The organism is Catellatospora sp. KI3 (genome assembly GCF_029948125.1).
In the GTDB taxonomy this organism is placed as follows: domain Bacteria; phylum Actinomycetota; class Actinomycetes; order Mycobacteriales; family Micromonosporaceae; genus Catellatospora.
Window position 1 is genome coordinate 1 of the sequence record NZ_JASAMB010000024.1, and the last position, 17,565, is coordinate 17,565.

The following is a 17,565-nucleotide window of genomic DNA, read 5'->3' on the forward strand; positions in this document are numbered from 1 at the left end:
CGCGCCCAGGGTCGTGCCCGCACTGGCGGACGGGGCCATGAGGGTGCTGCCCAGCGCGGTCATCGCCGCGAGCATGGTGGCGGCGATCGCCGCCCTGATGATGCGCCTTCGCTGTGCCGGTCGCATGCGTGTCCTCCTAGGGAGCGGGGGAGGGTCGGGGCGGCGGCCGGATCCCGGGCGTGGACGCCGACCGCCGAAGAGGCGGCGGTCGGGGGACCCGCGCCGAGGCTGCCCACGCGCGAGATACACCGACCGCCCTGTCGAATGTGACCGATAACATTCGCGCCGTCAAGCGATGCGGCGGCATGTCTTACTGCAGCTGTTCCTGCACTGAAGTGCGACTTCTTGGCCACCGTGCGGATAACGGTTTTCTGCTGCACCGGTTTATCGATCCGTTGGCCACTGCGTCCCAGCAGGCAAATGTGAGCGATAACATGCATCAGGCGGAGCGGCGGTGCGCCGGGACGCGTCGCCGTGCTCGGGCACGGCACCCGGCGGCCGGGCTTGACCTTGTCACAGTGACAAGCCCTGTAATCGGGGCCGGAGGTGATCTGCATGGCGCAGGAAGACAGGAACGGTCCCGATGTCCGGTGGCGGGCCGCGTTGGAGGCCCCGGCCGCCTCGGTACGGCTGAGCGCGGCGCTGGCCGCCGGTACGGCGCCCGACGCGCAGTACGTCGAGGCGCTGGTGCGGCGGTGTGCGGTGGAGCCGGACTTCTACGTGCGCGACATGCTGACGTGGGCGCTCACCCGGCATGAGGCCTCGTCCACGGTCGACCGGCTGCTGGTCGAGCTGAGGTCCGCGACACCGCAGGCCCGCAGCCAGGCGCTGCACACGCTCTCCAAGATCGGCGACCCGCGGGCCTGGCCCGCGATAACCTCTGAACTGCTGCGCGACGCGGACGACGAGGTCGCCCGCGCCGCCTGGCGGACCGCGGCCGGGCTCGTCCCGCAGGGGCACCGGGCCGCACTCGCCGAGCAGCTGTCGACGCAGTTCAACCGGGGCGGCCGGGACGTGCAGCTGAGCCTCAGCCGCGCCTTCGCGGCCCTGGGCGAGGCGGCGGCACCCGTCGTCGAACGGGCGAAGGCCGCTCGCGACCCGGGCGTGCGCGCGCACGCGCTGGCGACCGAGCGGATCATGCAGGACCCCGAGGAGGGATTCGATGGTGCGATCGCGCACGCCCGGCGGACCGTCGCGCTGCTCGGCGCGCCGATGGTCGAAGGCTGAGCCGGGATGCTGATCGGGGAGGTCTCCGAGCAGTCCGGCATCAGCGCGAGGATGCTGCGCCACTACGACCGGATCGGGCTGGTCTCACCGACCGGGCGCACCCACGGCGGCTACCGGCAGTACTCGCAGGACGACGTCCGCCGCCTCTTCCACGTCGAAGGGCTGCGCTCACTGGGGCTGAGCCTCCAGGAGATCGCGGACGTGCTCGCGGACCTCTCCTTCAGCCCGGCGACGATGGTCGAGCAGCTCATCGCCCGTACGCACGACCGCCTCGCCCGGGAGCAGGAGCTGCTGCACCGGCTGGGGCAGGTGCGGGCCAGCGATCCGGACGCGTGGTCGGACGTGCTGCGCACGATCAGCCTCGTGCGCGGCCTCGACGACCAGAGCCCGTCGGCGCGGCAGCGCCTCGTGCTGTCGCTGCCCGAACGGGGCGACGGTGACGCCGCCGTGCTGGCCGAGGCGGTCCTGAACGAGGACGACGCCAACGTCGCCGGTGCGCTGCAGTGGGCCCTCGCGCGCACGGGCGAGGGTGCGATCCCGATCCTGGCCGCAGCGCTGCAGTCGCCCGAGGCCGCGCGGCGGCACCGGGCGCTCGCGGCGCTGGCGAAGATCGACTCACCGCGCGCGGGTGAGGCCCTCGCCGAGGCGTACCGGCATCCTGATCCGCTGGTCAGCGCACGCGCCACGCTCGCCCGCGGCCGGCGCGGCACCGCCGATGCCGTCCCGGGGCTCGCCGCCCTCGTCGTGAACGGTCCCGACGACGTCGAGGCCGCCGAGGTGCTGGCACTGCTCGCCACCCGGTACGGGCTGGCCGAGGACGTCACCCGCGCCGTCCAGGGCGAACTCGCCACCGCCGAGGTCTCGGCCCGCCAGCGCCTCACCGTTGCCCTGGCGGAGATACCCGGGCCGCTCGCCCGGGCGACCCTCACCGCCCTGCTCGACGATCAGGACAAGCGGGTCTCCCTCACCGCGCGCTTCGTGCTCGGCACCCGCCCGTCCGACCTCTGACCGCGCCGGACCGGGGTGTCGGGGCGGGCGGCGCGGTGGCCGCCCGCCCCTGCGGTGCACGGGCTACGGGCAGGTCGGCTCGCCAGCCTGGGCCGGCACGCTGACCGCGTTCCACGCCGCCTTGACGGCGTTGAACTCCACGCAGCTGCCCGGGTACTGGCTCTTGGCCGCGGTCAGCGTCCAGAGCCGGTACTTGAGGTAGCTGCTGGAGCTGGTCTTCATCAGCATCGCGCCGTAGAAGATCTTCGTGGCCTTCTGGATGCCGATGCCGGTGACGGTGGTGTTGTTGCAGGTCGGGCTCACCGGCTGGCCGGAGGCGTTGCTGCCGACGGCGAGCAGGTAGAACCAGTGGTTGCCCGGACCGGCCGCCGCGTGCACCTCAGTGCTCGGGATGCTGCTGGAGTAGCAGTTCGGGTGGCCCTTCAGCGACGGGTTGTACATGTTGCGGATCGGGCCGCTGCCGGACAGGTTGATCTCCTCGCCGACCAGGTAGTCGGCCGGGTCGTTGGGGTTGGCCGCGTACGCCTCGGTGGCCGCGCCGAAGACGTCGGCGACGAACTCCTGGGTGCCGCTGCGCGAGATGCCGCCGGGGGTGGTGTCATCCACGCCGTGGCCCATCTCGTGCGCGATGACGTCGGTGGCGCCGATCCAGGAACCGGCGCTGTTCTTGCCGATCTGCACCTGCGTACCGTCGTAGTAGGCGTTGAGCTGGTTCAGGCCCACCCGGATCGGCCAGGCACCGCCCGAGCCGTTCATGCCGTTGCGGCCCAGCCACGCGCTGAGCATGGCGGCTTCCTTCTCGGCGCCGTAGAGCGCGTCGACGCAGCCGGTCTCCCGGTTGCTGCCCACGCCGTTGCCCCAGACGTCGTCGGACCCGGTGAAGGTCACGTTGCCGGTCGCGTTCTGGCACGGCATGTTGGTGGTGTTCGGGCTCGACAGGGAGTACGTGCTGCCGCTGAGCTTGGTCGCGACGGTGACCGTGCCCTCCCAGTTGCCGTTGCCCGTGCCGCTGACGACGCGCTCGAGCTTGTCGAGCACCGCGCCGGTCTTGGCGTCGACGGTGACGGTCAGGCGGCTGTGGCCCTCGGCGCCGGTGCCGACGACGGTGGTCTGCCAGGCCAGCTTGGCCGTGCCGGTCAGCGCGGACACGACGAGCCGGGTGCTCTCCACGGCGGTGACCTTGGTCAGCTGCTTGCGGGCCGTACGCTCGGCGGCCGCCGCCGTGATCGTGGCCTTGGTGTCGACCGTGCCGATCCGGTTCTGCTGCGCGAGCGAGGTGAACACGACCTGGCCGGCCGCGTCGGTGACGACGACGAAGTCGCCGCCGACCACGGGCAGGCCCTGGTAGGTCCGCTCGTAGGGAACGTAGGTCAGGCCGTTCGAGGCGACCGCGCCGCGCTGGGCGTACGTCTCGCCGGCGCTGGCCAGGATGGCGTCGGGCCGGCTGGTCACCAGGGCGTCCGCGCTGGCGGCGGCCGCCTGCAGCGGGCTCGGCGACGGCGCGGACGACTGGACCGGGGCGCTGTTGGCCGGGCTGGTGGCCGCGGACACCAGCACGAAGGCCGCGACCAAGCTGGTCGCGGCCAGGTGCCGTTTGCGGATCTTCACGTCTTCCTCCCTCGGCGTGGCTGGGGGTGTAGCCACTGACCGATGTTTATATCGAAGAATGTCACTTGGCGAAAGATGTTTCCGGCGATGTGCCGCCAGTGCGCCGCCGGGGCGGTGAACTTGGCACGCCCGGTTAGGTAAGGCATTGATAATCTTATGTGTTTGCTTGTATGCGTCGCTGTGATCGGAGTTCCTGTGAAGCTCAGACTCGCGTTTCCCGTCGCCGCCGCCGCGGGGCTGCTCGGCACCGCGGTCGCGCTGCCGACGGCCGCCCACGCCGCCGGCGTGCTGTACGGCTACTACCAAGACCGCGCGGGCTGCATAGCCGCCGGTGAGGCGGGCAAGTACGACACCGGCGACGGCGAAGCCATGTGGAGCTGGTACTCCTGCATCCGCGAGAGCAACGGCTACTGGGCGCTCTACGTCGACTGACCACCTCGCGGGCCGTCCACGTCGCCCCGCGGCACTAGGGTGTCGGCATGGAACCCGCCGAACGACTCCGGCATGCCTCCTCATTCGGCGCGGCGGCCACCGCCTACGCCGAACACCGCCCGGACTACGCGCCAGCCGCGGTGCGCTGGGCGATCGAGCCCGCGCCCGGCGCGCGGGTGCTCGACCTCGGTGCCGGGACCGGCAAGCTCACCGCCGCGCTGGCTTCGGTGAGCGCCGACGTCACCGCGGTGGAGCCCGACCCGGCGATGCTGGCCGAGCTGCGTCGCCGACTGCCCGACGTCCGTGCCCTGGCGGGCAGCGCCGAGGCGATCCCGCTGCCGGACGCCTCCGTCGACGTCGTGCTGGCGGGCAACGCCATGCACTGGTTCGACATGGCCGTCGCGGGACCCGAGATCGCCCGGGTGCTCACGCCCGGCGGGATCCTGGCCGGACTGTGGAACACCGTGGACGACCGGATCGACTGGGTCGCCGGATTGGCGCGGGTGGCCGGCGGCGCCGCGATCGGGCCGCGCGACACGCCTGCCGCCTGGCGTGCGGCGACCGCCCGCGCACACCTGCCGAGCGACGGCGCGGCCGCGCGGTTCGGCTCCGCCGAGCAGGCCGAGTTCCCGCACGGACAGCGCCGCACCGCGCAGTCCCTGGCCGAGACGCTGGCGACCAGGGCGGGAATGCTGGTCATGCCGGAGCCGGAGCGGGCAGCCGGCCTCGCCCGCATCCGCGACTTCCTGGCCGGGCGGCCGGAGACCGCCGACGGCGAGTTCACCCTCCCGATGCTGACCTGCGTGCTGCGCACCCGCCGCTTGTAAGCCGCCCGTGCGTGGTGGCAGGGCCGGCGGAGGTCGGGGTGCGCCTCGCGTTTAGACTGCGCCCCGAGCGGGACCGTAGTGCAGAAGTCGTCACGCCTCACTCTCACTGGGGACCACGTCGGTGCGAATCCGACCGGTCCCGCTCCCCATCAGACGGAGGACAGCCATACCCGCGCATCCTGACACCGCCGTGCCGAGCTGGCCGCTGGTGCGGGTGCGCTGCCTCGGCGTCTGGCACGGGATGCAGGTGAGCGGCGGACGGCTGGTCACCCACGCGCACAGTGACCAGGAGATATCCAGGGAGCTGGCGCTCAGCGGACTGGGCGGTCCGATCCGGGGCTGCGCCGCCGTCGTGAAGACCTGGCGCACCGGCTACGGCCGCCTGCCCAACCAGCTGCGCCGCCAGCGCAACGAGCTGTTCCGAGCCGCCCGGGACGGCGACACCGACACGGTCCTGGCGATGATCGACGCGGGCTTCGACGCCACCGTCGTCGACGGACTCGGCGCCACGCTGCTGCACGTGCTGCCGCACCTCGACCATGAACGCCTGCTGCCGCTGCTGCTCGCGGCCGGACTGGCGGTGAACGGGCCGGACAAGGCGGGCGAGACGCCCCTGCACCACGCGTACGCGGCAAGTTCCCGCGCCGTTGTCGCGGCGCTGTACGCGGCGGGTGCCGACACCTCCGCCAGGGACTCGCTCGGCCGGGTTCCGGCTGAGCGCAGCCCGCTGTCGGTGCGCCCATCGGCGCACTGGATGTAGGACCCGGGCGATTAGACTGCGCCGCGAGCGGGACCGTAGCGCAGAAGTCGTCGCGTCCCACTGCAAATGGGAAGGACGCCGGTGCGAATCCGGCCGGTCCCGCTCGCCCTGGACGGTCGGGGCGGGTCAGTCGATCTGCTCGCCGTTGATGACGGCGCGCGCCACCGCGCGCAGCCGCGCCTCGTCGGGCTCGAAACCTTCGGCGATGTCGGGGTGCAGCGCGGCACGCGCCTCGGTCAGGAGCATGTCGGCGACCTCCTGCTCACTCTGACCGGTGTAGCGCTCCGCCACCGTCGCCGCGGCCAGCTTCAGCGCCGACGACAGCTGGTCCTCCAGCGGCTCCTGGAGCTTGCGCTCGACCGTGTTGAGCTCGTCCCGGTCGAGGGACACCCGTACGTGGGTCATGGTCATGCCTTTCGTGCCGCGCTGGAACCGCTCTGCTTGTCAACGAGCGCGTCATACCCACGGCGACGGCGTCCTACCGTGCTGTCGGCGCACCCGCTGAACGGAGGTTCCCGGACGGGGCCCCGGGCAGTACATTGCACGGAATTCGATCAACCCAGCATCGAGCTAGGACCACCCTCATGCCAGCGAACCTGCCCCTGCGCGAACGCCGGATCGACGTCTTCTTCGCGGTCGTGTTCAGCGTCTTCACCATCACCTCGCTGATCTCCGACCTGATGCCGACGCTCGGCTTCGACTTCAGCAGCCCGTCGGACAACTTCATCCTCAACTCGAACCACTGGTACGCCCACGACACCGATCCGCTGTTCATGCACCCGCCGGTGTGGATGCGGATCGTCACCGGCCTGTCCGCGCTGGTCTACATGCCGTTCTACCTGGTGCTGGTGTACGCGCTGATCCGCGGTCGCAACTGGATCCAGCTTCCGGCGGTCATCTACGCGACCATGATCTCGACGATCACGGGCGTCATCGTGTTCGGCGTCGAGTTCTTCGGCGAGCCGCAGTGGCAGACCCCGAACCCGGCCAAGTTCCTTGCCTTCAACCTGCCGTACGTGCTGCTCCCGCTGCTGCTCCTGGTGCGGATGCGCAAGCCGGAGCCGTTCACACGCCGGTTCTGACCGGCCGCCGAACGGAGAAGGCCGCCCCGGTGTGCCCGAGGCGGCCTTTGCGAACGGGAGCCGGTCAGAGCTTGGAGAGGATGAACGACTTCGCCGACGACTGCACGGTCGAGGTCTGGTACCTGGTGCCGTGCACGTCGTTCGGGTCGCTGATGTTCTGGCACCAGCGGTCACCGGCGTAGCAGTACGAGCGCAGCCGGTTGTTGAACTCGCTGAGCACCCCCGCCGCCCGCGGCCAGGTGCCGGTGCGCGGCGCCCCGCCGACGTTGAACGGCTCGCCGTAGCGGAACGTCGGGTCGCCGAAGAAGACCACCGCCGCGATCCGGCTGCGGTAGGCCGCAGCGATCCGGTTGCCCGAGTCGCTGGCCAGCGCGTCGCCGATCACGTGCGCGCCCTGGGAGTATCCGAGCAGGACGAACCGGGTGCCGTAGCCGCACTGGTCGCCGAGGGAGGTCACCAGTGCCTTGATGTTGCCCGTACCGGTGGACTGGCTGATCGAGTAGATCGGCGCGACGGCGGTCGCCGGGTACTTGACGGCGATGCGCCGCGCGCTGGCGGCGGTCTCGGTGACGACGCTGGAGCTGAGGTTGAGCCGCCCGCCGAAGCCGCCGCTGGCGTAGTTGTACGACCCGCCGCCGCTGCCCGCGGCCTCGTTGGTGCCCCGCACGCCGATGACGATGACGCCGGGGCAGGTGAGGGTCGAGCTGACCGCGTGCGCGGGCACGGCGGCGGTCGCCGCCGCCGCCGTGAGCGTGGCCGCCGTCAGCACGGTGGCGGCCACCGCTCGACGCAGCCTGCGGACGGACATCTGCTGCATCAGTAATCTCCTATGTCTGTCGGGTGCGCCCATGATGGCAGGCAGACCCGGCGGCAGCCGTACACAGGAGATACAGCGCAGGCACAAGGCGGCGATCGCTCGACGTCATCGCTTCGCGGGATGCCGTGGTCGCCGCGCCCCGTCGGCGGGGTGCGGCGACCACGGCCCGGTCGTCAGCGGCCCAGCAGCGCCTTGGCCATCGCGGAGATCAGGCGCTCGATCTCCGTCCCGAACGGGTTGTCGTGCACCATGTACGTCCAGGTCGCGCTCGGGCGCTCCAGCCCGGCCGCCGCGGGCGTCCAGTCCGGGCTGTCGATCCTGGCCGCCATGAACGTCTCCACCGTGCTCGCCTCGACGCCGTCCAGCATCTTGTTGAACGCGGGCACCGCCGCCCGGTGGAACTCGTCCAGCGGATCCTGGCGGCCCAGCGCCCGCAGGTGCACCCCGTCGCGCACGTTGGCCAGCATGCCGAGGTGGTCGGCCCAGCCGCGGTCCAGGTGGTACAGCGCGATCTGCCGGGCGACCTCCTCGGCCGCCGCCTCGCCGACCGCGGCCTCGACCTCGGCGTACCGCTCCGCGACGGTGACCATCTCCAGCCCGTTGTGGGCCAGGTCGTCGGCGTCGGCGTCGTCCCACAGCCCGGCGGTGGCGACCGCGTCCGGATCGGCCGGGAACCGCGTGGTGCCCGTACGCAGCGACTTCGCCGCGGCGTCGGTGGTCAGCAGCGCTTTGCGGCGCAGGGCGAGGACCTGCCGCTGCCGCTCGACCAGCACACCGTAGCGCCAGGTGTTGCGGTGGATCTCGAAGTTGACGCCTTCGGCGACGCGCTGGGCGTGCCCCACCGCCCAGTGCACGTCCGGGCCGGTCACCAGGCCGTCCCCGGCGGTCGTCCCGCCGATCCCGGCGCCGTGCCGCACGATCATCTCGTCCTCGCGGCTGACGAAGAACAGCGAGCCGCCGGGGTCGCCCTGCCGACCCGCGCGGCCGCGCAGCTGGTTGTCGACCCGGCGGCTGTCGTGGCGGCCGGAGCCGATGACGTAGAGGCCGCCGAGCTCGGCGACGGCCGCCCGGTGCTGCCCGTCGCTGCCGCCCAGCCGGATGTCGGTGCCCCGGCCGGCCATCTGCGTGGAGACGGTGACCACCCCCGGCCCGCCCGCCTCGGCGATGACGGCCGCCTCGTGCGCGTCGTTCTTGGCGTTGAGCACGACGCATTCGATGCCCTGCTCGCGCAGGGCCGCCGCGAGCCGCTCGGACTCGGCCACGTCCAGGGTGCCGACCAGCACCGGCCGCCCGGTCTCGTGCGCCGCGGCCACCTCGGCCATCAGCGCCTCTTCCTTCTCCTCGATGGTCGCGTACACCCGGTCGGGCTCGTCGAGCCGGACGTTGGGCGTGTTCGGCGGGATGACGGCGACCTCGAGGCGGTAGAACTCGCGCAGCTCGTCACCGATGCTGGACGCGGTGCCGGTCATCCCGGCCACCGTCGGGTACAGCGCGATGAACGCCTGCACGGTGATCGTCGCCAGGATCTCGCCCTCGTCGGTCGCCGCGAGGCCCTCCTTCGCCTCGACCGCCGCCTGCAGCCCGTCGGGCCAGCGGCGGCGCTGGGCGACGCGGCCCCGGAACTCGTCGACCAGGGCGATGCGGCCGTCCTTGACGATGTAGTCCACGTCCACAGCCAGCAGCGCCCGGGCGTGCAGGGCCTGGTTGACCGCGGTGAGCCGGTGCAGGTTCTCCGCCGCGTACAGGTCGATGCCCCAGGTGCGCTCGACCATCGCCACTCCGGCGTCGGTGAGCTGCACGTTGCGGCCGTCGTCGACCACCTCGTAGTCGCGCTTCGGCCGCATCGCCGCGACCAGCCGGGCGGCCGCGCTCGCGTCCGAGGCGGCGTCGTCGGCGCTGCCGGCCAGCACCAGCGGCACCCTGGCCTCGTCGATCAGGATCGAGTCCGCCTCGTCGACGATCACCGTGTACAGGCCGGGCATGACCTCGTCCTCGGCCCGCAGCACCAGCTGGTCGCGCAGGAAGTCGAAGCCCGCCTCGCTCACCGACACGTACGTCACGTCGCAGCGGTACGCCGCCGCGCGCTCGTCGTGGTCGGTGCCCTCGCCGACCGCCCCGACGCTCAGGCCGAGCAGCCGGTACGCCGGACCCATCCAGCGCGCGTCACGGTCGGCGAGGTAGTCGTTGACGGTGAGCACCTGCACCCGCGAGCCGCGCACCACGTAGCCGTAGGCGGCGATGACCGCGGCCAGCGTCTTGCCCTCGCCGGTGGCCATCTCCACGACGTTGCCCTGCAGCATCGCCATCGCCCCGAGCAGCTGCACGTCGAAGGCGCGCTCGCCGAGCGCCCGGCGGCCGGCCTCCCGGCCCAGCGCGCAGATCTCGATTAGGTCGTCGGCGTCGATGGGCTGCGGCTGGGCCAGGGTGACCCGCGGCTGCCCGTCCTCGGTCCCGCTGACGATCTCCCGCAGCGCCACCGCGCGCTCGGTGAACTCCGCGTCGGTCAACGCCGCGAGCTCGTCCTCCAGGTCGGCGATCCTGGGCAGTATCGCCTCAAATCCGGCCAGACTGATCGTCGTACCCGGGCGCTGCATGAACGTGCGCAGCTTCTGCTTCAACCGACCACCAAAACCCATGCCGCCAAAGGTACGTCCTCCGCGGCGAAACGGCGGGGCACCCCAGCCGAGGCGCCCCGCCGCAGCGGCGGTCAGGGGATGAGCTCGACCAGGGTCAGGGCGAACTGCTGGTTGGCGCCGCCGCTGTAGGCCCACTGCTGCAGCCCGGCGCCGTTGGCGGTGGAGACGTCCTTGACGTCCAGCGCCCTGCCGCTGTGCCTGGCCACGATCCGGTACGTGCCCGTCCCGGTGCTGACCAGCTGCCACTGCTGGCTGTCGGCGCCGGTGTAGTCCCACTGCTCGATCACCGCGCCGTCGGCGGTGGAGGCGCCGCGTACCTGCACGGCCTTGCCCGTGTTCTTGGACAGGATCCGGTAGTAGCCGCCGCTGGTCGGCACCAGCCGCCACTTCTGGTTGGCGCCCCCGCTGTAGTCCCACTGCTGCAGCGTGCCGCCGTTGGCGGTGGAGACGTCCTTGACGTCCAGGGCCTTGCCGCTGTGCACCGCGGTGATCTCGTAGTAGGCGTTGGTGTTGATCCCGGTCGGTGCGCTGGGGCTCGCGGCCGGGCTGGGCGACTGGCTGGGCGACGGGGTGCCGCCGACCGCGGTGCCCGCCACCTGGAGGCCGTACAGGGAGTAGCCGTAGGCGGTGGCGCGGGTGGTGCCGTACACCCGCAGGTAGCGGCCGGTGCCGGCCACCGCGAGGCTGTCCGTGCCGCCGTCGCCGGTGGCGGTGGAGTAGACGGTGGTCCAGGTCGCGGCGTCGGGTGAGGTCTGGATCTGGTACGCGCGGGCGTAGGCGGCCTCCCAGGTGAGCGTCACCCCCGTGATCGCGTACGGCCGCCCGAGGTCGACCTGCAGCCACTGCGGGTCGGCGAACGCGCTCGACCAGCGGGTGGCCGGATCGCCGTCGGTGGCCGCGGCGGCCGGGGTGCCCGCGTTCTCGACCGACGACGCGGTGGTGGGCCTGCCCAGCGCCAGGTCGGCGGGCACGCTGCCGTCGTCGCTGCGGGCGCCCGCCCACAGGTAGGTGCCGACGGTCTTGGCGGGCAGCGTGGAGCTGATCTGGCTGCCGCCGACCCGCAGGGTGAACGGCTGGTCGGCGCCGGTCTGGTTGACGACCACGGTCACCAGGGTGCCGTCGGGGTTGACGAACGCGACGTTGGTGACCGCCCCGGTCGACCCGTAGTTGCTGGCCACCCGCCGGGCGCCCCGGTCGACGAACTTGGCGAACTGCGCGGTCAGGTAGTACTCCGGCAGCGCCCAGTACGTGTCGGGCGCGGCCGGGTTCTGGATCAGCATGGTCGGGTCGGGGGAGCCGGACCACTGCTCGGGGGAGCGGTTCTGGTCGAGCATGGTGACCCAGCTCTGGTACATGGTCGACTGGTTGCGGAAGTACTGCACGATGCGGTCGGCGCCCGCGGTGCCCCAGACGGCGCGCTCGGTCATCGCGACGTCCTTGGCCGGGTAGCTCGCCTTCACCGCCCCCATCGACGACGGCTCACCGCCGTAGTCGTGGAACGCGATGGCGTCCACGGCCGCGAACGCGTTGCTGGGGGAGCCGGGGCTGCCCAGCACCCCGGCGGCGTAGGCCGGGCCGTCGCCGAAGTTGTGGTCGAAGGCCCAGATGCGGGTCGCGCCGACGCCGTTGGCGTCGAGTTCGCCGCGCAGCGCCACGGCCAGCCGGCGGGACTGGTCGGCGGTCAGCGTCATGCCCGGGTAGTCCGGCGGCGAGAACAGGGGCTCGTTCTGCAGGGTGACCGCGTGCAGGGGCAGCCCCTGCGCCGCGTACGCCTGGACCGACTTGCGCAGGTAGGTGGCGAGCACGCCGATGTTGGCGTCGGGCAGCGAGCCGCCGATGAGGCTGTTGTTGGACTTCATCCACGCGGGCGGGCTCCATACGCTGCCGAACAGCAGCAGGTTCGGGTTGATGGCCCGGGCCTGCTTGAGCACCGCGATGATGTTGTAGTCGATGTCCTTCTGGATGGAGAACCGCGACAGGGTCGGGTCGGCGGCGCCGTCGTCGTAGGTGTAGAAGGCGCGGGCGGTGAAGTCGCTGGTGCCCAGCGGGATGCGGGCGATGTCGAACCCGGCGCCGGTGACCGGGTCGAGCAGCTTGCGCAGGGCGGCGTCGCGCACGGACGGGCTCATCCGCGACAGGTTGTAGATCGTCGACTCCTCCAGGGACGAGCCGACGCCGAGGATCTGCTGGTAGCCGACGGTGGTGTCGACGGTGATCGTCGCGGTTCCGGCAGCCGCCCCTACGGTGAGGTCGGGCTGGCGGGTCAGCTGGTAGGGGGTGGCGGCCAGGCCCGCGGCGGGGTTGCCGTACCAGTTGCCGCTCTTGGGTTCGAACCCGGCCGCGCGCGACTCCGAGCTCCAGTACACCTGGACCTGGGTGGCCGCGGCGGCCGCGGATCCGGTGGTGACGGCGGCGGCGGTCGTGGCGATCAGGACCATGCCCGCGGTCGCGGCGGCGGCCATCAGCGGATGGGCGCCGCGCCGTCGCGCGGCGGAGGTGTCGGTCACCAGGTGCTCCTCTTGTGTCGGTATGGGCGGTGCGGGCAGGGGCCCGGTGCGCCACGTGCGGCAACACCGGGCCCCGCGTTCACGGGGTGGTCAGGGCTGGACGGTCAGGCGGAACGACTGGGCGGGGCCGCCGGTGCAGGTCCACTGCTGCAGCCGGGCGCCGTTGGCGGTGGACACGTCGCGTACGTCGAGGCACTTGCCGCTGTGGCGGGCGACGAACCGGTACAGCCCGCCGCCGAGCGCGACCGGCTGCCACTGCTGGTTGGTGCCGCCGACGTAGCTCCACAGGTGGACCTGGGTGCCGTCGCCGGTGGCGCCGGTGCCGCCGTCGACGTCCCAGACCAGCGTGGCGGCGTTGCGGTTGACGACCTGGTAGTAGCCGCCGCTGGTGGGCCGCAGCTGCCACAGCTGGTTGGCGGCCGCAGGCGCCGAGCAGGTCCACTGCTGCAGGCTCGCGCCGTTGCCGGTGCTCCAGTCCGCGTCGTCGAGGCACTTGCCGCTGTTGGTGTTGATCACCTGGTACCAGGCGTTCGGGTCGATCCCGCCGCCGCCGCCGCCTCCGCCGCTGCTGGTGGTGACGGTCAGCGCCGCGGCGGCGGCCGACTGGTTGCCGGCGGCGTCGCGGGCCTTGACCGTGTACGCGTACGAGGTCGCCGCGCTCAGCCCGGTGTCGGTGAACGAGGTGCCGGTGGGCGTGCCGACCTGGACGCCGTTGCGGAACACCAGGTAGCCGGTGACCCCGACGTTGTCAGTGGACGCCGCCCAGTTCAGCGTGGTCGAGGTCGACGTGGTGCCGCCGGCCGACAGGCCGCCGGGGACCGACGGCGCCTGCGTGTCGACCGTCCCGCCGGCGGGCCAGGTCAGCGTGGTGATCGCGCCGGGCGCGACGGTGTAGGCGACGGTCATGCCGTTGAACTGCACGCCGAAGGTCTGGGTGCCGCCGCCGACGTTGGCCACGAACAGGGCGTACGACCCGTCGGGGTTGCGGAACGCGACGTTCTCCAGGTCGCCGGCGTTGTTGGAGCCGATCCGCACCGCGCCGGTCTTCACGAACCGGGCCAGGTGGCCCAGCGTGTAGTACTCGGCGTTGCGGGTCACCGTGGTGCCGTCGACGGTGACCACGCCCGAGCACATGCCGGCCGGGTTGTTGCCGCAGCCGCCGTTGACCGGCCCGCCGCGCGGGTCCAGGGCCAGGTTCCAGTTGACCACCGACTTGGCCCAGTTGCGGACCACGCCGACCTCGAGGTTGCGGGCGTGCCACTTGAGGGTGTCGGAGAAGACCTGGGCGGCCGGGTCGTTGACCCCGTGCCAGCCGGAGCACTCGGTGAACCAGATGTCCTTGGCCGGGAACGCGTTGTGCAGCGCGGTCTGCGCCCCCGCGTCGCCGGAGTAGCAGTGGTAGGCGGTGCCGGCGATCCACTGCGCGGCCGAGGTGCGCAGGATGTCGTACGGGTAGTTCGGTTCGGCGGGCACGCCCAGCCGGGCGGCGTCGGCGATGTCGTCCGGGTGCTCGGCCCAGTTGTGGTCGTACGAGATGATCTTCACGTGGCCCAGGCCCGCGGCCGCCAGCTGCGGACCCAGCTCGTTGATGACGGCGGCCTGGTGCGCCACGGGCAGGTCGGTGCCCGGGTAGCCGTCAGGGGTGCGGTTCTGCGGCTCGTTCTGCACGGTCAGCGCGTAGATCGGCACCCCGGCCGCCTGGTAGGCCTGCACGAACTTGACCAGGTACAGCGCGTAGGCGCGGAAGACCGCCGGGTCGTTTCGCAGCTGCCCGCCGATCATCGAGTTGTTCGCCTTCATCCAGGCGGGCTGGCCCCAGGGGGTGGCGACGATCTTAAGGCTGGGGTTGAGCTGCCGGGCGCGGCGCAGCAGCGGCAGCACCTGGGCCTCGTCGTGGGCGATGCTGAACCGGGTCATCTGGTAGTCGGTCTGCCCGGTCGGCAGGTCGTCGTAGGTGAAGTGCGGCTCGTCGGCGAAGTCCGAGCTGCCGATCGGCTGGCGCAGCATGCTCAGCCCGATCCCGGCGCTCGGATCGAACAGCGACACCATGACCTGGTCGCGCTGGGCGGCGGGCAGCCGGTAGAGCAGCGCCGCCGACGAGTCGGTGATCGAGGCGCCGAACCCGTCCATGGTCTGCAGGGTCTGCGCCGGGTCGACGGTGATCAGCTGGCCGGGCCGGGGGCCCTCGGAGTTGAAGACCTGGGCGGCGACCGGGTTGAGCAGCTGGGCCCGGTCGGGGGTGGTGACCCAGGCGGACACGGTCGGCCCGGTCGCGGCGGCCGAGGCGGTGGGCGCGGCCGAGGCCAGCGCGGCCGCCGAGAGCAGCGCCGTCGCGGCCAGCAGGGTCACCGGCCGGCGGCCCCGCCGCCGGGTGTGGTGGTCGTACATCGTGATGCTCCTTCGGTTCAGGGTCGGGGAGCAGTCGGAGCCCCGGGCGGGGCTCCCGTGGTCCGGCGGCACTGCCGGGTCACAGATCAGAGGTAGAGCCGCACGTCGGCGACGCTCCACCAGTTCCCGGCCCCGGCCGTGGCGGTGATCCGCAGGTGGCGGGCCCGGGTGTAGGGCAGGTCGACATTGCTCAGCTGGCCGGTGCCGGTCCCGGCGGCCAGCGTGCGCCAGGTGGCGCCGTCGTCGCTGGCCGACAGCCGCCAGCCCCGGGCGAAGTCGCCCAGGTTGCCGCCGCTGTCGACGGCGACCCGCCGGAACCCGGTCAGCCGGCCCAGGTCCACCTGCAGGTACTGCCCCGGGGCCTGGGCCGCGCCGCTGCTCCACCGGGTGGCGGCGTCGCCGTCGACCGCCGCGGCCGGGCTCTCGCCCGCAGGCGAGGCCGAGGCGGTCGCCCCGGTCAGGTCGAGCTGGCGCAGGCGCGGGCGCAGCGACGGGTCGGCCGGCCAGGTGAACGTGGCCAGCGCGCCGCCGGGCAGGGTGTACTCGAAGATCTGGTCGCCGACCGCGACGGCGAACGAGCGGGGATCGTCGTTCTCGTTGTGCACCACCAGCGCGGTCGACCCGTCCGGGTTGCGGAACGCCACGTCCATGACCTGCCCGTTCCAGCCGGTGGTGCCGAACGAGGTGCTGGCGATGCGGACCGCGCCCGGCCGTACGAACTTCGACAGGTGCCCGATGGTGTAGTACTCGGCGTTGGCGGTGACGGTGCCGTCGGCGGCGACGGTGAGCAGGCCGGTGCAGGTGTCGCAGCCGCCCAGGTGCGGACCGCCGGTCGGGTCGAGGGCGAGGTTCCAGTTCGCCACCGATCGCGCCCAGTTGCGGGTGGTGCCGATCGCGATGGTGCGGGCGTGCCATACCAGCGTGTCGCGGAAGAACTTGGCCGGCGGATCGGCGGGACCGTGCGAACCGGAGCACTCGGTGAACCAGATGCCCTTGTCGGGGAACGCCGCGTGCAGCGCGCTCTGCGCCGACGGGTCGCCGTGGTAGCAGTGGAACGCGGTCCCGGCGACCCAGCGCGCCGCCGGACCGGACAGCAGCTGGTACGGGTAGTCGGTCTCGGGGCTGCGCCCCGGCGGGGTGGACGCGATGTCGCCGGGGTGGGTGCTCCAGTTGTGGTCGTACCCGAGGATCTTCGTGCGCGGGCTGGCCGCGCGCAGCAGCGGCCCGAGCGCCTCGATGACCTTCGCCTGCTGCGCGACCGGCATGTCCACGCCCGGGTACGCCGACGGCGCCCGGTTCTGCGGCTCGTTCTGCACCGTCAGGTAGTCCACCGGCACCCCGGCCGCGGCGTAGGCCTGGACGAACTTGACCAGGTAGCGCGCGTACGCGCGGTAGATCGCGGGTTCGTCCTTGAGCTGCCCGCCCACCAGCGAGCCGGTGGTCTTCATCCACGCGGGCGCGCTCCACGGCGTGGCCAGGATCGTCAGCCGCGGGTTGAGCTGCCTGGCCCGCCGCAGCAGCGGCAGGATCCGCTCCCGGTCGTGGGCGATGCTGAACCTGGCCAGCGCGAAGTCGGTCGCCCCGGCGGGCACGTCGTCGTAGGTGTAGTGCTCGGCGGCCGCGGTGAAGTCCGAGGACCCGATCGGCTGCCGCAGAAAACTGACTCCGATGCCCGTGTCGGGGTCGAACAGCCGCCGCAGCGCGTCCTCGCGGGCGGCCGGGCTCAGACCGGACAGGACGGCGGCCGAGGAGTCCGTGATCGACGCCCCGAAGCCGTCCATGGCCTGGTAGGACCGCAGCGGGTCCAGCACGATCGTCGGGAGGTCGGACGCTCCGGCCCGGAACGGCACCGCCGACTGCTCGCGCAGCAGCTCCGTGCCGTCCACGGTGGTCAGCCAGACCCGGGCCGACACCGCGTGCCGCGCGCCCGGGGCGGTGGCGCCCGCCGAGCCTGTACCGGTCAGCGCCAGCACCACGGCGAGTGCCGCCACGGCGCCGCCACGTATGGATCTTCTCATCGCTCACCTCGAAGTCGGCGCGGCGACGACTGCCGCGCATGTAACGAATGAAACATTCGTGAAACATCGATGTCTGCCAGCGAAGCACCGGGCTCCTGCGGCTGTCAATACTCGAAGTTTGCCCTTGATCGCGGCTGGCGTGATGAGCTGCGCGGTTCCGTCCGGGGTCGGCGAATGTAACACCTTATGAAACACTTGGCACTGTCGGGCCGCGCGGTGCGCCACTATGCTGGCGGCATGAAACGGCACCCCGAC

At 72.1% G+C, this 17,565-nt stretch carries 13 protein-coding genes and 2 tRNA genes; 8 read left to right on the plus strand and 7 right to left on the minus strand.

From position 1 onward, the window contains the following. The first annotated feature begins 555 nt into the window (after positions 1–555). Entirely contained in the window at positions 556–1,227 is a 672-nt protein-coding gene (locus QEZ54_RS29660; RefSeq protein ID WP_281308040.1) for a HEAT repeat domain-containing protein, read from the plus strand. A gap of 6 nt (positions 1,228–1,233) precedes the next feature. Further along, positions 1,234–2,235 (plus strand): MerR family transcriptional regulator, encoded by a 1,002-nt coding sequence (locus tag QEZ54_RS29665; RefSeq protein WP_281308041.1) that lies wholly within the window; start codon positions 1,234–1,236, stop codon positions 2,233–2,235. A 63-nt stretch (positions 2,236–2,298) separates the two neighbouring features. Here the strand turns inward: QEZ54_RS29665 and QEZ54_RS29670 are convergent, their stop codons facing one another. Continuing rightward, positions 2,299–3,843 (minus strand): M4 family metallopeptidase, encoded by a 1,545-nt coding sequence (locus tag QEZ54_RS29670; RefSeq protein ID WP_281308042.1) that lies wholly within the window; start codon positions 3,841–3,843, stop codon positions 2,299–2,301. Positions 3,844–4,038: 195 nt separating this feature from the next. Between QEZ54_RS29670 and QEZ54_RS29675 the strand changes: the two genes are divergently transcribed. The 5 genes from QEZ54_RS29675 (at position 4,039) to QEZ54_RS29695 (ending at position 5,964) form a co-directional block, all read left to right on the plus strand. Then, positions 4,039–4,275 carry a hypothetical protein gene (locus QEZ54_RS29675; protein WP_281308043.1) on the plus strand — a complete coding sequence of 79 codons (237 nt, stop codon included), beginning with the start codon at positions 4,039–4,041 and terminating at the stop codon, positions 4,273–4,275. Positions 4,276–4,322: 47 nt separating this feature from the next. Further along, complete coding sequence (locus QEZ54_RS29680; protein ID WP_281308044.1) at positions 4,323–5,102, plus strand: class I SAM-dependent methyltransferase; 780 nt, start codon at positions 4,323–4,325, stop codon at positions 5,100–5,102. A 69-nt stretch (positions 5,103–5,171) separates the two neighbouring features. Further along, positions 5,172–5,244 (plus strand) — tRNA-Glu (locus QEZ54_RS29685). A 48-nt stretch (positions 5,245–5,292) separates the two neighbouring features. Next, positions 5,293–5,862, plus strand: coding sequence for an ankyrin repeat domain-containing protein (locus QEZ54_RS29690; RefSeq protein ID WP_281308045.1), 570 nt, complete (start codon positions 5,293–5,295; stop codon positions 5,860–5,862). Between the two features lie 29 nt (positions 5,863–5,891). Further along, positions 5,892–5,964, plus strand: a tRNA-Cys gene (locus tag QEZ54_RS29695). Between the two features lie 24 nt (positions 5,965–5,988). Here QEZ54_RS29695 and QEZ54_RS29700 read toward each other — a convergent pair. Next, on the minus strand, positions 5,989–6,267 hold the full coding sequence (locus QEZ54_RS29700; protein WP_281308046.1) for a hypothetical protein: 279 nt from the start codon (positions 6,265–6,267) through the stop codon (positions 5,989–5,991). 179 nt (positions 6,268–6,446) lie between these two features. On the opposite strand from QEZ54_RS29700, the gene QEZ54_RS29705 reads away from it, so the two are divergent. After that, positions 6,447–6,944, plus strand: a complete 498-nt coding sequence (locus QEZ54_RS29705; protein WP_281308047.1) for an emopamil-binding family protein — start codon at positions 6,447–6,449, stop codon at positions 6,942–6,944. Positions 6,945–7,008: 64 nt separating this feature from the next. On the opposite strand, the gene QEZ54_RS29710 is transcribed toward QEZ54_RS29705, so the two are convergent. From QEZ54_RS29710 to QEZ54_RS29730, 5 genes are all read right to left on the minus strand, one after another. After that, positions 7,009–7,761, minus strand: coding sequence for a cutinase family protein (locus QEZ54_RS29710; protein ID WP_281308048.1), 753 nt, complete (start codon positions 7,759–7,761; stop codon positions 7,009–7,011). Between the two features lie 173 nt (positions 7,762–7,934). Next, positions 7,935–10,397: an accessory Sec system translocase SecA2 gene (gene secA2 / locus QEZ54_RS29715; protein ID WP_281308049.1), complete on the minus strand. Its 2,463-nt coding sequence runs from the start codon at positions 10,395–10,397 to the stop codon at positions 7,935–7,937. Between the two features lie 71 nt (positions 10,398–10,468). Next, a complete protein-coding gene (locus QEZ54_RS29720; RefSeq protein WP_348650587.1) occupies positions 10,469–12,904 on the minus strand; it encodes an RICIN domain-containing protein in 2,436 nt (811 codons plus the stop codon). A gap of 90 nt (positions 12,905–12,994) precedes the next feature. Next, positions 12,995–15,292, minus strand: coding sequence for an RICIN domain-containing protein (locus QEZ54_RS29725; protein WP_281308050.1), 2,298 nt, complete (start codon positions 15,290–15,292; stop codon positions 12,995–12,997). 86 nt (positions 15,293–15,378) lie between these two features. Continuing rightward, positions 15,379–17,310 (minus strand): discoidin domain-containing protein, encoded by a 1,932-nt coding sequence (locus QEZ54_RS29730; protein WP_281308051.1) that lies wholly within the window; start codon positions 17,308–17,310, stop codon positions 15,379–15,381. Positions 17,311–17,565: the final 255 nt, after the last annotated feature.

Bases quoted from the DNA above. Each gene is read 5' to 3' on its own strand.
- secA2 (WP_281308049.1), bottom strand. From the start codon at position 10,397: ATGGGTTTTGGTGGTCGGTTGAAGCAGAAGCTGCGCACGTTCATGCAG.
- QEZ54_RS29705 (WP_281308047.1), top strand. From the start codon at position 6,447: ATGCCAGCGAACCTGCCCCTGCGCGAACGCCGGATCGACGTCTTCTTC.
- QEZ54_RS29660 (WP_281308040.1), top strand. From the start codon at position 556: ATGGCGCAGGAAGACAGGAACGGTCCCGATGTCCGGTGGCGGGCCGCG.
- QEZ54_RS29680 (WP_281308044.1), top strand. From the start codon at position 4,323: ATGGAACCCGCCGAACGACTCCGGCATGCCTCCTCATTCGGCGCGGCG.
- QEZ54_RS29665 (WP_281308041.1), top strand. From the start codon at position 1,234: ATGCTGATCGGGGAGGTCTCCGAGCAGTCCGGCATCAGCGCGAGGATG.
- QEZ54_RS29700 (WP_281308046.1), bottom strand. From the start codon at position 6,267: ATGACCCACGTACGGGTGTCCCTCGACCGGGACGAGCTCAACACGGTC.
- QEZ54_RS29710 (WP_281308048.1), bottom strand. From the start codon at position 7,761: ATGCAGCAGATGTCCGTCCGCAGGCTGCGTCGAGCGGTGGCCGCCACC.
- QEZ54_RS29730 (WP_281308051.1), bottom strand. From the start codon at position 17,310: ATGAGAAGATCCATACGTGGCGGCGCCGTGGCGGCACTCGCCGTGGTG.
- QEZ54_RS29725 (WP_281308050.1), bottom strand. From the start codon at position 15,292: ATGTACGACCACCACACCCGGCGGCGGGGCCGCCGGCCGGTGACCCTG.